Source organism: Kitasatospora sp. NPDC048407 (assembly GCF_043200475.1).
GTDB lineage: Bacteria > Actinomycetota > Actinomycetes > Streptomycetales > Streptomycetaceae > Kitasatospora.
Genome location: NZ_JBICXW010000011.1, coordinates 99369 through 113559 on the forward strand (window position 1 = coordinate 99369; position 14191 = coordinate 113559).

General features: G+C 71.8%; 14 protein-coding genes. 8 read left to right on the forward strand and 6 right to left on the reverse strand.

What is annotated here, in order from left to right:
* Positions 1-41 precede the first annotated feature (41 nt).
* The 4 genes from ACGFWJ_RS21155 to ACGFWJ_RS21170 all read left to right on the forward strand — a co-directional run bounded on the left by ACGFWJ_RS21155 (position 42) and on the right by ACGFWJ_RS21170 (position 2825).
* Positions 42-1247: a phosphoglycerate kinase gene (locus ACGFWJ_RS21155; protein WP_392951739.1), complete on the forward strand. Its 1206-nt coding sequence runs from the start codon at positions 42-44 to the stop codon at positions 1245-1247.
* 7 nt (positions 1248-1254) lie between these two features.
* Positions 1255-2040 carry a triose-phosphate isomerase gene (gene tpiA / locus ACGFWJ_RS21160; RefSeq protein WP_387862754.1) on the forward strand — a complete coding sequence of 262 codons (786 nt, stop codon included), beginning with the start codon at positions 1255-1257 and terminating at the stop codon, positions 2038-2040.
* An 88-nt stretch (positions 2041-2128) separates the two neighbouring features.
* On the forward strand, positions 2129-2362 hold the full coding sequence (gene secG, locus ACGFWJ_RS21165; RefSeq protein ID WP_392951742.1) for a preprotein translocase subunit SecG: 234 nt from the start codon (positions 2129-2131) through the stop codon (positions 2360-2362).
* 127 nt (positions 2363-2489) lie between these two features.
* Positions 2490-2825: an RNA polymerase-binding protein RbpA gene (locus tag ACGFWJ_RS21170; RefSeq protein WP_073814874.1), complete on the forward strand. Its 336-nt coding sequence runs from the start codon at positions 2490-2492 to the stop codon at positions 2823-2825.
* A gap of 163 nt (positions 2826-2988) precedes the next feature.
* Here ACGFWJ_RS21170 and pgl read toward each other — a convergent pair whose 3' ends face one another.
* The 5 genes from pgl to tkt form a co-directional block, all read right to left on the reverse strand.
* Complete coding sequence (gene pgl, locus ACGFWJ_RS21175) at positions 2989-3726, reverse strand: 6-phosphogluconolactonase (RefSeq protein ID WP_392951746.1); 738 nt, start codon at positions 3724-3726, stop codon at positions 2989-2991.
* Positions 3723-4781 carry a glucose-6-phosphate dehydrogenase assembly protein OpcA gene (opcA, locus tag ACGFWJ_RS21180; RefSeq protein WP_392951749.1) on the reverse strand — a complete coding sequence of 353 codons (1059 nt, stop codon included), beginning with the start codon at positions 4779-4781 and terminating at the stop codon, positions 3723-3725. The genes pgl and opcA overlap by 4 nt, the downstream gene beginning before the upstream one ends.
* A complete protein-coding gene (zwf, locus tag ACGFWJ_RS21185) occupies positions 4778-6337 on the reverse strand; it encodes a glucose-6-phosphate dehydrogenase (RefSeq protein ID WP_387646672.1) in 1560 nt (519 codons plus the stop codon). The genes opcA and zwf overlap by 4 nt, the downstream gene beginning before the upstream one ends.
* Positions 6338-6405: 68 nt before the next feature.
* A complete protein-coding gene (gene tal, locus ACGFWJ_RS21190; protein WP_392951752.1) occupies positions 6406-7539 on the reverse strand; it encodes a transaldolase in 1134 nt (377 codons plus the stop codon).
* Between the two features lie 97 nt (positions 7540-7636).
* Positions 7637-9733: a transketolase gene (gene tkt / locus ACGFWJ_RS21195; RefSeq protein WP_392951755.1), complete on the reverse strand. Its 2097-nt coding sequence runs from the start codon at positions 9731-9733 to the stop codon at positions 7637-7639.
* Positions 9734-10135: 402 nt separating this feature from the next.
* On the opposite strand from tkt, the gene ACGFWJ_RS21200 reads away from it, so the two are divergent.
* Entirely contained in the window at positions 10136-11077 is a 942-nt protein-coding gene (locus ACGFWJ_RS21200; protein ID WP_387862759.1) for a heme o synthase, read from the forward strand.
* A gap of 28 nt (positions 11078-11105) precedes the next feature.
* Here ACGFWJ_RS21200 and ACGFWJ_RS21205 read toward each other — a convergent pair whose 3' ends face one another.
* Positions 11106-11750: a DUF2461 domain-containing protein gene (locus ACGFWJ_RS21205; protein WP_392951758.1), complete on the reverse strand. Its 645-nt coding sequence runs from the start codon at positions 11748-11750 to the stop codon at positions 11106-11108.
* 136 nt (positions 11751-11886) lie between these two features.
* Between ACGFWJ_RS21205 and ACGFWJ_RS21210 the strand changes: the two genes are divergently transcribed.
* Genes ACGFWJ_RS21210 through ACGFWJ_RS21220 form a run of 3 tightly spaced genes read left to right on the forward strand, consistent with a single transcriptional unit; the run spans position 11887 to position 14126 of the window.
* Complete coding sequence (locus tag ACGFWJ_RS21210) at positions 11887-12486, forward strand: chorismate pyruvate-lyase family protein (RefSeq protein WP_392951761.1); 600 nt, start codon at positions 11887-11889, stop codon at positions 12484-12486.
* A complete protein-coding gene (locus tag ACGFWJ_RS21215) occupies positions 12483-13784 on the forward strand; it encodes an FAD-dependent monooxygenase (protein WP_392951764.1) in 1302 nt (433 codons plus the stop codon). Before ACGFWJ_RS21210 ends, ACGFWJ_RS21215 begins: the two co-directional genes overlap by 4 nt.
* A gap of 9 nt (positions 13785-13793) precedes the next feature.
* The gene (locus ACGFWJ_RS21220; RefSeq protein WP_387646406.1) at positions 13794-14126 is read left to right on the forward strand and encodes a hypothetical protein; all 333 of its coding nucleotides are present in this window, start codon (positions 13794-13796) and stop codon (positions 14124-14126) included.
* Positions 14127-14191 lie beyond the last annotated feature (65 nt).

A 14191-nucleotide genomic window follows, 5' to 3' on the forward strand; every position in this document is an offset into this window, starting at 1 on the left:
CGTGTCGCCGCCTGCCGATCCATCCATCGAGGAGCAAGACCGTGAAGACGATCGAAGACCTGGAGGTCTCGGGCAAGCGGGTGTTCGTCCGCGCCGACCTCAACGTGCCGCTGTCCGGTGACACCATCACCGACGACGGCCGGATCCGCGCCGTCGCGCCGACCATCGCCAAGCTCGTCGAGCGCGGCGCCCGGGTGGTCGTCGCCTCGCACCTGGGCCGCCCGAAGGGCGAGCCGGACCCGAAGTTCTCTCTCGCGCCGGTGGCGGTCCGCCTCGGCGAGATCCTCGGCCGCCCGGTGAGCTTCGCCACCGATACGGTCGGGGACAGCGCGAAGGCCACCGTCGCCGCACTCGGCGACGGCGAGGTCACGCTGCTGGAGAACCTGCGCTTCAACGCCGGCGAGACCTCCAAGGACGACGCCGAGCGCGGCGCGTTCGCCGACCGGCTGGCCGCCCTGGCGGACCTGTACGTCGGCGACGGCTTCGGTGCGGTGCACCGCAAGCACGCCTCCGTCTACGACCTGCCGGCCCGCCTGCCGCACGCCGTCGGCGACCTGATCGCCACCGAGGTGGGCGTGCTCAAGCGCCTCACCGAGGACGTGGCCCGCCCGTACGTGGTGGTGCTCGGCGGCTCCAAGGTCTCCGACAAGGTCGGCGTGATCGAGAACCTGCTCGGCAAGGCCGACCGGATCCTGATCGGCGGCGGCATGATGTACACCTTCATCGCCGCCCAGGGCCACGGCGTCGGCAACTCGCTGCTCCAGGAGGACCAGATCCCGGTCGTCCAGGACTACCTGAAGCGCGGCGCCGAGCAGGGCGTGGAGTTCGTGATCCCGCTGGACACCGCGGTGTCCGGCTCGTTCCCGGACGTCAAGACCGGTGCCCCGGTGGACGACTTCGCGGTGGTCGACGTGGACGCCATCCCGGACGGCGCGCTGGGCCTGGACATCGGCCCGAAGACCGCGCAGCTGTTCGCGGAGAAGATCGCCGACGCGAAGACCGTGTTCTGGAACGGCCCGATGGGCGTGTTCGAGCACCCGGCGTTCGCGGACGGCACCCGGGCCGTGGCCCAGGCGCTGATCGACTCCGAGGCGTTCACGGTGGTCGGCGGCGGCGACTCGGCGGCAGCGGTGCGCACCCTCGGGTTCGACGAGGCGAAGTTCGGACACATCTCGACCGGCGGTGGCGCGAGCCTCGAGTACCTGGAGGGCAAGACCCTCCCCGGTCTCGCCGCCCTGGAGGACTGAGAGAACAATGACTGAGCGTCTCCCGCTGATGGCGGGCAACTGGAAGATGAACCTCGACCACCTCGAGGCCATCCAGCACACCCAGAAGCTGGCGTTCTCGCTGGCCGACAAGGACTACAAGGCCGTCGAGGTCGCCGTCCTGGTGCCGTTCACCGACCTGCGCTCCGTGCAGACCCTGGTCGACGGCGACAAGCTGAAGCTCAAGTACGGCTCGCAGGACATCTCGCAGCACGACGGCGGCGCCTACACCGGTGAGGTGTCCGGCCCGATGCTGGCGAAGCTGAAGTGCACCTACGCGGTGATCGGCCACTCCGAGCGCCGCCAGTACCACGGCGAGAACGAAGAGATCGTCAACGCCAAGGTGAAGGCCGCCTACCGCAGCGGGGTCACCCCGATCCTGTGCATCGGCGAGCCGCTGGAGATCCGCAAGGCCGGCACCCACGTCGCGTACACCCTCGCGCAGCTGGACGGCGCGCTGGACGGCGTTCCGGCCGGCGACGCGGAGAGCATCGTGGTCGCGTACGAGCCGGTCTGGGCGATCGGCACCGGCGAGGTTGCCACGCCCGAGGACGCGCAGGAGGTGTGCGGCGCGATCCGGGCCCGGCTCGGCGAGCTGTACGGCACCGAGCTGGCCGACAAGGTCCGCGTCCTGTACGGCGGTTCGGTGAAGTCCTCGTCGGCGGCCGGCCTGATGGCCAAGCCCGACATCGATGGCGGACTGATCGGCGGCGCCTCGCTGGACGCCGAGGAGTTCGTCAAGATCGTGCGGTACCGTGACCAGGCAGTAGGCTAACGCCGCCGCAGCAACGTAGGCTTTGGGGCCGGACCGCGTGGAGCGGGCCCGGCCCCTTCGCCGAAGATTCGAGAGAGTTGGTCCCGTCGTGGTTCTCGGGTTCGAGATTGCTCTGATCATTCTCAGTGTGCTGATGATCATGCTGGTCCTGCTGCACAAGGGCAAGGGCGGCGGCCTGTCCGACATGTTCGGCGGCGGCGCGATGTCCACCGGTGGCGGCTCCGCGGTGGCCGAGCGCAACCTCGACCGCATCACCGTCGTGATCGGCCTGGCCTGGTTCGCCTGCATCATCGTGCTCGGCCTGCTGCTGAAGAGCAGCTGACACCGACAACTGACGTGAAGTCGGCGGCGATGGTGGCACAGCCTTAACCGCCGCTTACACTAGGACGACTTCGCCACCGTCCGCCCAGCCGCGGCCGGACGGCACCAGCACGCAGGGGAGTCAGACCGTGGCAAGTGGCAACGCGATCCGAGGCAGCAGAGTCGGTGCCGGCCCGATGGGAGAAGCGGAGCGCGGCGAGTCCGCCCCCCGCAACCGGATCTCTTTCTGGTGCGCCAACAAGCATGAGACGCGCCCCAGTTTCGCCGCGGAGGCGGCCATCCCGGACACCTGGGACTGCCCCCGCTGCGGGTTCCCGGCCGGCCAGGACGAGCACAACCCGCCCGCCCCGGCCCGCAACGAGCCCTACAAGACCCACCTCGCGTACGTGCGGGAGCGTCGGACGGACGCGGACGGCGAGGCGATTCTCGCTGAGGCGCTGGCCAAGCTGCGTGGCGAGATCTGAGCCGTACGGCAACGCGAAAGCCGCCCACCTGGGGAGTTCTCCGGGTGGGCGGCTTTCGCGTTCGTGGCGTTCCCCTTCGCGCAGTTCCCCGCGCCCCTGGCGGGGCGCGGGGGTTGAGCGCGGTTTCTTCGAGTCCCTGACGGGGCGCGGGGGTGAGGGGGCGTCAGTGGAGCTTGCCGGCGGCGGTGGTGTCGAGGAACCAGAGGGTTCGGGCGGTTCCGGTGACGGCGCCGGCGGGGGCGGTTTCGGGGGTGGGGGTGGTGCGGGCCAGGGCTACGGCGTCGGCCTTGTCGGGGCCGGCGGCGAGGAGCCAGACCTGGTGGGCGGTGCGGAGCGCGGGGAGGGTGAGGGAGATGCGGGTGGGGGGCGGCTTGGGGGAGTCGTGGACGGCGATCACGGTGCCCTCGGTCTGCTTGACCCCGGGGTGGCCGGGGAACAGCGAGGCGACGTGCGCGTCCGGGCCGACGCCGAGCAGCAGGACGTCGAAGACCGGCAGGTCCGCGCCGTTGGGGGCAGCCGCGCGGAGTTCGGCGGCGTACCGGGCGGCGGCGTCCTCGGCGGAGGAGCCGTCGTCGGCGGGCATCTCGTGCACCCGGGCGCCGAGCGGCCGGACGGCGTCCAGGAACGCGGCGGCCTGTACGGCGTTGCGTTCCGGGTCGCCGGCCGGCAGGTAGCGCTCGTCGCCCCACCACAGCTCGACCTGCGCCCAGTTCACCGCGTCGCGCGCCGGGTGGGCGGCGAGCGCGGCGAGAAGGGCGTTGCCGTTGCGGCCGCCGGTGAGCACCACGTGGGCGGAGCCGTGGGCGGCCTGCGCGTCGACCACGGTGGTGATCAGCCGGGCGGCGACCGCCTCGGCCAGCACCGCCGGGTCGCGGTGGACCAGAACCGTCTCGGTGCTCACTGGGCGCTCCGCTTGCGGGTGGCGGCCTTCTTGCCGTTGGCGGCGGGCTCCTCGGGCTCGTCGGCCCTGGGCTCGGCGACCTGTCCCTCGACGGTGCCGCCGGGGCCCGCGTGCTCGACTCCGGCGATCCGCTCGCGCAGCCGGTCCACGGGGGTGCGGACGGCGGTGGCGTAGATGTCGTCGGGGTCGAGGCGGCGCAGTTCCTCGGCGATCAGTTCGGCGGTGTCGCGGCGCTTGAGCGCGACCATGCGGTCGGGCGCGCCGGGCATCGACAGGGTGCCGAGCAGGCCGTCGGGGCGGTCCAGGACGATGTTGCCGTCCTTGGTGCGCAGCGTGACGGAGGTGATGCCGGGGCCGCCGGTGACGACCCGTTCGACCGGCACCCGCAGGCGGTTGTGCAGCCACAGGCCGAGCAGTTCGACGCTGGGGTTGTACGACTCGCCCTCGACCACCGCGGCGGTGATGGTGACGTCGCGCTGGTCGAGCGCGGCGGCCAGCATCGAGCGCCAGCCGGTGATCCGGGTCCACGCCAGGTCGGTGTCGCCGGGGGTGTAGCCGGCGGCCCGCTGGGCGAGCTGGCCGACCGGCGACTCGGCGGTCACCGCGTCGGTGATCCGGCGCTGGGCGAGCGCGCCCAGCGGGTCCTGGGCGGGGTTGAGCGGCGCGTTGTCCGGCCACCAGACCACCACGGGGGCGTCGGGCAGCAGCAGCGGCAGCACCACGGACTGGGCGTGCGAGGCGAGTTCGCCGTGCATGCGCAGGATGACGGTCTCGCCGCTGCCGGCGTCGCTGCCGACCAGGATCTCCGCGTCCAGCCGGGTCTCGGCCCGGGCGCGGGGCGAGCGGCCGGCCCGCTTGATGACGGCCAGGGTCCGCGAGGGGTGCTCGCGGGAGGCGTCGTTGGCGGCCTTCAGGGCGTCGTAGGCGCTGCCCTCGTCGGTCACGATGACCAGGGTCAGCACCATGCCGGCGGCGGTCGAACCGCTGGCCCGGCGGGCGTCCATCAGGGCAGCGTTGATCCTGCTCGACGTGGTGTTCGTCAGGTCGATCTTCATGGCCGGCGCCAGCTCCTGCCGTCTCGTGCGAGCATCTCGTCCGCCTCGACCGGGCCCCAGGTGCCGGCCGGGTACTCCGCGGGCTTGCCGTTGGCGTCCCAGTACTGCTCGATCGGGTCGAGGATCTGCCAGGACAGTTCGACCTCCTGGTGCCGCGGGAAGAGGTTGGCGTCGCCCAGCAGGACGTCCAGGATGAGGCGCTCGTACGCCTCGGGGCTGGACTCGGTGAACGATTCGCCGTACGCGAAGTCCATGGTGACGTCCCGGACCTCCAGCGCGGTGCCGGGGACCTTCGAGCCGAAGCGCACGGTGACACCCTCGTCCGGCTGGACGCGGATCACCAGGGCGTTCTGGCCGAGCTCCTCGGTGGCGTAGGAGTCGAACGGCAGGTAGGGGGCACGCTGGAAGACCACCGCGATCTCGGTGACCCGGCGGCCCAGCCGCTTGCCGGTGCGCAGGTAGAACGGCACGCCCGCCCAGCGCCGGTTGTTGATCTCCAGCTTGATGGCCGCGTAGGTGTCGGTCTTGGACTCGGGGTTGATGCCGTCCTCGTCCAGGTAGCCGCGCACCTCCTCGCCGCCCTGCCAGCCGGAGGTGTACTGGCCGCGCACGGTGTGCTTGCCCAGGTCGGCGGGGAGCTTGACGGCGCTGAGCACCTTCAGCTTCTCGGCGACCAGCGCCTTCGGGTGGAAGGACGCCGGCTCCTCGATGGCGGTCAGCGCCATCAGCTGGAGCAGGTGGTTCTGGATGACGTCCCGGGCCGAGCCGATGCCGTCGTAGTAGCCGGCGCGGCCGCCGATGCCGATGTCCTCGGCCATGGTGATCTGCACGTGGTCGACGTACGACCGGTTCCAGATCGGCTCGAACATCTGGTTGGCGAAACGCAGCGCCAGGATGTTCTGGACGGTCTCCTTGCCCAGGTAGTGGTCGATCCGGAAGACCTCGTCACGCGGGAAGACCTCGTGGACGATCCGGTTCAGCTCCTGGGCGCTCTCCAGGTTGTGGCCGAACGGCTTCTCGATGACCGCGCGCCGCCAGGAACCCGGCGCCGGGTCGGTCAGGCCGTGCTTCTTCAGCTGCTGGACCACGGTGGGGAAGAACTTCGGCGGCACCGACAGGTAGAACGCGAAGTTGCCGCTGGTGCCCTGCGCCTGGTCGAGTTCCTCGATGGTGCGGCGCAGGGTGGCGAAGGCGTCGTCGTCGCCGAAGTCGCCCTGGACGAAGCGCATGCCCTTGGCGAGCTGCTGCCAGACCTCCTCGCGGAAGGGGGTGCGCGCGTGCTCCTTGACGGCGTCGTGCACCACCTGCGCGAAGTCCTCGTCGGCCCACTCGCGCCGGGCGAAGCCGATCAGCGAGAAGCCCGGCGGCAGCAGGCCGCGGTTGGCGAGGTCGTAGACGGCCGGCATCAGCTTCTTGCGCGACAGGTCACCGGTGACGCCGAAGATCACCAGGCCGGACGGGCCGGCGATCCTCGGGAGCCGGCGGTCGGCAGGGTCCCGCAGCGGGTTGACGGGCTGGTCGGGGGTGTCTCCCCCGACCGGCTCCGTGCCCTCCACGTCCGGGTACGGCTGGGTGTTGCTCACTGTGGTGTGCTCCGCTTTCCGTTCGGTTTCGTGAGCGGGAGTCAGTTGTCGCCGTGCGACTGGAGCGCGGCGGTGACGGTGTCGAGCAGTTCGTTCCAGGAGACCTCGAACTTCTGCACGCCCTCCTCCTCCAGCACCCGCACGACGTCGTCGTAGTCCACGCCGGCCGTGGCGATCGCGTCCAGCACGGCCTTGGCGTCCGCGTAGTTCGGGGTGATGGTGTCGCCGGTGATGACGCCGTGGTCGTCGGTGGCGTCCAGGGTGGCCTCGGGCATGGTGTTGACGGTGCCCGGGGCGACCAGCTCGGTCACGTACAGGGTGTCCGGCAGGCTCGGGTCCTTCACACCGGTGGACGCCCACAGCGGGCGCTGCGGCTTGGCGCCGGCCGCCTCCAGGGCCGCCCAGCGGGCCGAGGCGGGCTTGTTGCCGTCGACCGAGCCGTACACCTCCTCGTACGCCTGGTAGGCGAGGCGGGCGTTGGCCAGCGCGGCCTTGGAACGCAGGTCCTTGGCCTCGCCGCCGAGCGCGTCCAGGCGCTTGTCGATCTCGGTGTCCACCCGGGAGACGAAGAACGAGGCGACCGACTCGACCTGCGAGAGGTCGAGGCCGGCGGCCTTGGCCTGCTCCAGGCCGGTCAGGTGGGCGTCGATGACGGCCTTGTAGCGCTCCAGCGAGAAGATCAGCGTGACGTTGACGCTGATGCCCTTGGCGAGCACCGCGCTGATCGCGGGCAGGCCGGCCAGCGTGGCGGGGATCTTGATCAGCACGTTCGGGCGGTCGACCAGCCACCACAGCTGCTTGGCCTCGGCGATGGTCGCGGCGGTCTCGTGGGCCAGGCGCGGGTCGACCTCGATGGAGACCCGGCCGTCACGGCCGTTGGAGGCGTCGTACACCGGGCGCAGCACGTCGGCGGCGTCGCGGACGTCCGAGGTGGTGATCATGCGGACGGCCTCGTCGGTGGTGACCTTGCGCACCGCGAGGTCCTCCAGCTGGCGGTTGTAGGCGCCGTTGCCGGCGATCGCCTTCTGGAAGATGGTCGGGTTGGTGGTGACGCCGACGACGTGCTTCTCCTGCACCAGCTCGGCCAGGTTGCCCGAGTTCAGGCGCTCCCGGCTGAGGTCGTCCAGCCAGATCGCCACGCCTTCTTCGCTGAGGCGGTTCAATGCGTCGGTCATGGTGCTTCAGTCCCTCTTCTTCTGTTCTTCGTACGTCTGCGGTGGAGTCCGGGGGCCCGGCCCGGGGGAGTGCGGTCCCCCGGGCCGGGCGTGACCGCTAGCGGGAGACGGCCTCGACCGTGCGCAGCGAGGCGCGGGCCGCGTTGGCGACGGCGTCCGCGGTGATGCCGAACTCCTGGTAGAGCACCTTGTAGTCGGCGGAGGCGCCGAAGTGCTCCAGGCTGATGATCCGGCCGGCGTCGCCGACCAGCTCGCGCCAGCCCTGGGCGATGCCCGCCTCGACCGAGACCCGGGCCCGGACGTTCGGCGGCAGCACGCTGTCGCGGTACGCCTGGTCCTGCTCGTTGAACCACTCCACCGACGGCATCGACACCACGCGGGTCGGGGTGCCCTCGGCCTGCAGCGCCTCGCGGGCCTGCATCGCCAGCTGCACCTCGGAGCCGGTGCCGAGCAGGATCACCTTGGGCTCGCCGCCCTCGGCCTCGGCCAGCACGTAGCCGCCCTTGGCCGCGCCCTCGGCGGAGCCGAACACCTCGCGGTCGAAGGTCGGCACGCCCTGCCGGGTCAGCACCAGGCCGACCGGGCCGGGGTGGCTGGTGTGCCGCTCCAGGACGGTGCGCCACACCACAGCGGTCTCGTTGGCGTCCGCCGGGCGGACCACCGCGAGGCCCGGGATGGCCCGCAGCGCGGCCAGGTGCTCGACCGGCTGGTGGGTCGGGCCGTCCTCGCCGAGGCCGATCGAGTCGTGCGTCCAGACGTAGACCACCGGCAGCTTCATCAGCGCGGCGAGCCGGACCGCGGGGCGCATGTAGTCGGAGAACACCAGGAAGGTGCCGCCGTAGATGCGGGTGCGGCCGTGCAGCGAGATGCCGTTCATCACGGAGCCCATGGCGTGCTCGCGGATGCCGTAGTGGACGGTGCGGCCGTACGGCGAGGCGCTCTTGAGCGAGTTGCCCTCCGGAAGGAAGGAGGACTCCTCGTCGATGGTGGTCAGGTTCGACTCGGCGAGGTCCGCGGAGCCGCCCCACAGTTCGGGGATCAGCTTGCCGACGGCCTTCAGGGTGTCGCCGGAGGCCTTGCGGGTGGCGACGTCCTTGCCGGCCGGGAAGACCGGCAGGGCCTTCTCCCAGCCGTCGGGCAGCTCGCCGATCTGGATCCGGTCGAACTCGGCGGCGCGCTGCGGGTTGGCGGCGCGCCACTCGCGCAGCTGCTCCTCCCAGGCGGTGCGGGCGGCCTGGCCGCGCTGCACGACCTCGCGGGCGTGCGCGACGACCTGGTCGGTCACCTCGAAGGTCTTCTGCGGGTCGAAGCCCAGCACCTTCTTGGTGGCGGCGATCTCGGCGTCGCCGAGGGCCGAGCCGTGCGCCTTGGCGGTGTCCTGGGCGTTCGGCGCGGGCCAGGCGATGATGGTGCGCATCGCGATGATCGACGGCTTGCCGGTCTCCGCCTTGGCGGCCTCCAGTGCGGCGGCCAGCGCGACCACGTCGATGTCGCCGTCCGACTTCGGGACGACCCGCTGGACGTGCCAGCCGTACGCCTCGTAGCGGGCCAGCACGTCCTCGGAGAACGCGGTGGCGGTGTCGCCCTCGATGGAGATGTGGTTGTCGTCGTACAGCGCGACCAGGTTGCCCAGCTTCTGGTGGCCGGCCAGCGAGGACGCCTCGGCGGAGATGCCCTCCTGGAGGTCGCCGTCGGAGACGATCGCCCAGATGGTGTGGTCGAACGGCGAGGTGCCGGCCGGCGCGTCCGGGTCGAACAGGCCGCGCTCGTAGCGGGCGGCCATCGCCATGCCGACCGCGTTGCCGATGCCCTGGCCCAGCGGGCCGGTGGTGGTCTCGACGCCGGCCGTGTGGCCGTGCTCGGGGTGGCCCGGGGTGCGGCTGCCCGCGACCCGGAAGGCCTTCAGGTCGTCCAGCGACAGTCCGTAACCGGACAGGAACAGCTGGGTGTACAGCGTGAGGGAGGTGTGCCCCGGCGAGAGCACGAAGCGGTCGCGGCCGACCCAGGTCGGGTCGGTCGGGTCGTGGCGCAGGAAGCGCTGGAAGATGAGGTAGGCCGCGGGGGCCAGCGACATGGCGGTGCCGGGGTGCCCGTTCCCCACCTTCTGCACGGCGTCCATGGCCAGGACCCGGGCCGTGTCAACGGCCCGCTGGTCCAGCTCGCTCCACTCGAATACGTTCGGCGTCGTGCTCACCCTGACTCAGGGCTCCTTCCGGATTTTTGTAGAAGTGTCACCCCGTGAAGGGGACCGGTCGGCCACGCCGCTGTGGCTGGTGCCGATCACGGAGGGTTGATCCCGCTTCTCTGTGCGAGCCTACCGTTTGCGGGGCACCTCACCCTGCGTGCCGGGCAACCAGGATCTGCGGCGTCGCATTCCCCTGTCGGGGCGTCAACTCCTCTGTCCTACATTCACCCGTCCGGGGAGGGTTTGCCCGTCCAAGGCGTAAGACGCGCATGCGCACGGCTCGCCGGGGGACCCCGGGGCGGATCGGGAGATATGGAGCGTCTATCGTTGCGTGGTACGCGCAGCGCGGACGGTGGGCACCCTGCGGGTTCTCCGGGCGCCTGTGGAAGTTCATCGACTGTTGAGGTGTCCGTGACCGCCGTCGAATCCCGCCCCGCCGGGGTGGTAGGGACGAGCACCGCGCGCCGGCCGTTCGGGGCCCGCATCGGGGCTTTCGTCGCCCTCACCAAACCCCGGATCATCGAGCTGCTGCTGATCTCCACGGTGCCGGTGATGTTCCTGGCCCAGGGCGGTGTGCCCAACCTGTGGCGGGTGCTCGCGGTGGTGGTCGGTGGATACCTGTCCGCCGGCGGTGCCAACGCGCTCAACATGTACATCGACCGCGACATCGACGCGGTGATGTCCCGCACCGAGCGGCGCCCGATCGTCACCGGCATGGTCTCGCCGCGCGAGGCGCTGGTCTTCGGCATCTCGCTGGCCGTGATCTCCACCGTCTGGCTCGGCCTCCTGGTCAACTGGCTGTCCTCGGCGCTGGCCGGCAGCGCGCTGCTGTTCTACGTGTTCGTCTACACGCTGGGCCTCAAGCGCCGCACCGCGCAGAACATCGTCTGGGGCGGCATCGCCGGCTGCATGCCGGTGTTCGTCGGCTGGGCGTCCGTCACCAACTCGCTGTCCTGGTCGGCGCTGCTGCTGTTCCTGGTGGTCTTCTTCTGGACGCCGCCGCACACCTGGGTGCTGTCGATGAAGGTCCGCGACGACTACGCCCGGGCCGGCGTGCCGATGCTGCCGGTGATCCGCGGCAACATCGGCGTCGCCAAGCAGGTGGTCATCTACTCCTGGGTGATGGTGGCGACCTCGATGCTGCTGTGGCCGGTCGCGCACACCAGCTGGCTGTACCCGATCACCGCCGGCGTGCTCGGCGTGCTGTGGATGAAGGAGGCGTACGCGCTCCAGTCGCGCGCCAAGGCCGGCATCGTGGGCGCCAAGCTCAAGGAGATGCGGCTGTTCCACTGGTCGATCACGTACCTGACGCTGCTGTTCCTGGAAGTCGCGATCGACCCGTTCGTGGGCTGACACCCCCCGTATTCCGAACCCCTCGGCCTCAGCGCGGCGCAAGCCCGCTGGGGCCGACGTGGTTCTCCAGCCACTCGTGCAGCGGGGCCGCCGCGTGCAGGAAACCGGTGACCCGGCCGTACGCCTTCGCGGTGCCCAGCCAGGGCGCGGGCTCCCACCGCTGCCAGGCGATCAGGCCCTTGTGGCGCAGCAGCTCGATCCGCGGGTGGTCCTTCGGGTAGCCGCGCGGCGCGGTCTTCAGACTGTCCCGGCCGACCACCTCCGGCCCGGCCGCGCGCACCGCCGCCACCACCCGCTCCAGCTCGGCGCCCGGCAGGTCCTCGGCGACCGCGGTGCGGTAGGCCGCCAGCTGGTCGGTGGCCAGGTGGTAGTAGCCGAGCCCGCAGGCCAGGCCCTCGGCGGACAGCTGCACGTACCCGCCGGACTCCAGCACCGCGCCGATGTGCGTCTTGTACGGGGACTTGTCGGCCGAGAACCGGACGTCCCGGTTCGGCCGGAAGATCTTCCCCGGACCGAACTCGGGCTCCAGCCGGGCCAGCAGCGCCTCCATCGGGGCGCGCACCTGTTCCTCGTACTGGGCGCGGTGCTCCGTCCAGAAGGTCCTGGAGTTGTCGGCCTCCAGGTGCTCGTAGAACTCCAGGGCCTCGGCGGGCCAGCCACGGAAATCGTTCACGGGGCCAGTATTCACGCCGCGGCGGCGCGGACCGCCGGCTTTGCGCGCGCATGGGGTGACGTTTCGTCAGCGGAAACAGTTCTCCAGTAGGGTCGGCCACCGTTTGCGATCCTGTCGTCGCCTTTCGGGGGAAAGAATGCCGCTCCAGCCCATCGTCCTGTCCGGACACCTGTTCCTGGCCCGCGAACCGGCCGAGCTCGCCGGGCTGATCGGGGCCTTCGCCGACCCGCCCACCCGGATACTGCTCGGCGCGGACGGGCTCACCACCACCCTGCTGTCGGCCTGGACCCGCGGGCCGGTGCGGGTCGGGCACGCCGACCACCGGCGGGTGTCGGCCGCCGAGGCGCCCGCCGGGGCGGCCGCGCTGCTGCTGGCCGGCGACGACGAGGAGCTGATCGTCCGGCGCTCGGTGCTCACCGGCGGTGACGGCGGCGAGCTGTCGCGCAACGTGGTGGTCGCCCGGCCGGTACTGTCCGCCACCGCCGAGCAGTGCCTGACCGACACCGCCGCGCCGATCGGCGCCGCCCTGCAGGCCACCGGCACCGGCTACCGGCGCACCGTGCTGGACGCCGGTGTGCGCGACTGGGACGGGGCGGACGCCGCGTACAAGACCTACCTGATGTGGCACGGGCCGAAGCCGCTGGCCGCCGTCACGGAAACGTTCAACCCCGCGCTGGTGCCCGCCGTGGCCGCCGTGGCCGGGGCCGATCTGCTCGCCGTCGGAGGCCGTCGATGACCCGCCGAACCACCACCGTCGCGATCGTCGGCGCCGGGCCCGCCGGGCTGGTGCTCGCCCACGTGCTGCACCGGGCCGGGATCACCGTCACCGTCCACGAGCGGCTCTCCCGGGCCGCCGTCGAGAGCGCCGCCCGGGCCGGGGTGCTGGAGCACCGGGTGGTGGAGTACCTGCGCGCGCTGGGCCTCACCGACCGGCTGACCGCCGAGGGCGAGCGGCACGGACGGTGCGAGATCACCTGCCTCGGCGAGAACGTGCTGGTCGACTACGGCGCGCTGTCCGGCGGCATCCGGCACTGGGTGTACCCGCAGCAGCTGCTGCTGCGCGACCTGATCGCCGCGTACCTGGCGGACGGCGGCAGCATCGCGTTCGAGCGGCCGGTGGAGTCCGTCACGGTCGGCGCCGACGGCCGCCCCGAGCTGAACACCGCCGACGGCCCGCTCACCGCCGAGTACGTGATCGGCTGCGACGGCGCGCACAGCGTGGTCGCCGCCGCCTTCCCCGACGGCGCCGACGGGCCCGGGCGGCGCTACCCGTACGACTGGCTGACGGTGCTGGCCCGGATCTCCCGGCCGGTCGAGCAGATCCGCTACGCGGTGCACGCCGACGGGTTCGCCGGGATGATGCCGCGCACCGCCGACGTCGGACGGTTCTACCTGGAGGTGCCCGCCGGGGAGGACCCGGCCGGCTGGGGCGAACGGCGGATCCGCGCCGAACTCGAACGGCGGCTGGAGCTCGACGGCGAGGACCCCGCGCTCGGCGCGCTGCTGGAGACCGGCATGCTGCGGATGCGCGGCAAGGTCGCCCGCCGGATGCGGGCCGGGCGGCTGCTGCTGGCCGGGGACGCCGCGCACACCGTCACCCCGTCCGGTGCCAAGGGCCTCAACTCGGCGGTCGCCGACGCCGCCGACCTGGCGGCTGCGCTGATCGCCGAGCTGCGCGACGGCGACGGCACCGGGCTGGACGGCACTGGGCTGGACGGCACCGGGCTGGACAGCACCGGGCTGGACGGCACTGGGCTGGACGGCTACGAGCGGCGACGGCTGGACGCCGCCTGGCAGACCCAGGAGTTCTCCGAGCAGCTGCTCGACCTGCTGCACCTGCCGGCCGGCCTGCCGCCCGGGCAGCGCGAGTTCGCGCTGCGGCTGCGGCTGGAGCGGATCCGCCGGATCGCCGCTCCCGGGCCGGAGGGCGCCGCCTTCGCGCTGGCCTACGCCGGGGCCGGTGAGCTGCGGCTGCCCGCCATGTGGCCGTCGGCACAGGGCGGTGCCGTCGCCAGCGGCGCTACCGGTCGGTAGCATGCGGGCATGACCAGCGCAGAGACCGCCACCACCGCCGCGCCGGACGCCCGCGTCGAGCGTCGTGCCAAGCGCATTGCCAAGCACCTGAGCAGCTTCGCCAAGCAGCACGGCGGCCACGCGGACGGTGTCGTCGAGTACGTCGGCCGCACCGCCACCCGGATCGTCGTGGTCGGCGCCGACGGCACCTGGGGCGACCAGGTCGCGCCGACCTACGCGATCGGCCGCCGGGCCGCCGAGCTCGCCGGGCTCACCCTGCACGACGACTTCGAGGGCGAGCTGGGCCTGAAGGTGAAGACCAGCTCGTACGAGTGGAAGCGCATGGCGGGCATCCAGATCTAGTCCGCCCCGGCGGACGGAAAAGGAGCGCGGACAGCTGTCCGCGCTCCTTTTCCGCGTTCGGGGTG

What these genes read in the sequence shown, in the direction of transcription:
- tpiA (WP_387862754.1), top strand. Translation starts at nt 1,255, where the DNA reads ATGACTGAGCGTCTCCCGCTGATGGCGGGCAACTGGAAGATGAACCTC.
- ACGFWJ_RS21220 (WP_387646406.1), top strand. Translation starts at nt 13,794, where the DNA reads ATGACCAGCGCAGAGACCGCCACCACCGCCGCGCCGGACGCCCGCGTC.
- opcA (WP_392951749.1), bottom strand. Translation starts at nt 4,781, where the DNA reads ATGAAGATCGACCTGACGAACACCACGTCGAGCAGGATCAACGCTGCC.
- ACGFWJ_RS21210 (WP_392951761.1), top strand. Translation starts at nt 11,887, where the DNA reads ATGCCGCTCCAGCCCATCGTCCTGTCCGGACACCTGTTCCTGGCCCGC.
- ACGFWJ_RS21215 (WP_392951764.1), top strand. Translation starts at nt 12,483, where the DNA reads ATGACCCGCCGAACCACCACCGTCGCGATCGTCGGCGCCGGGCCCGCC.
- tal (WP_392951752.1), bottom strand. Translation starts at nt 7,539, where the DNA reads ATGACCGACGCATTGAACCGCCTCAGCGAAGAAGGCGTGGCGATCTGG.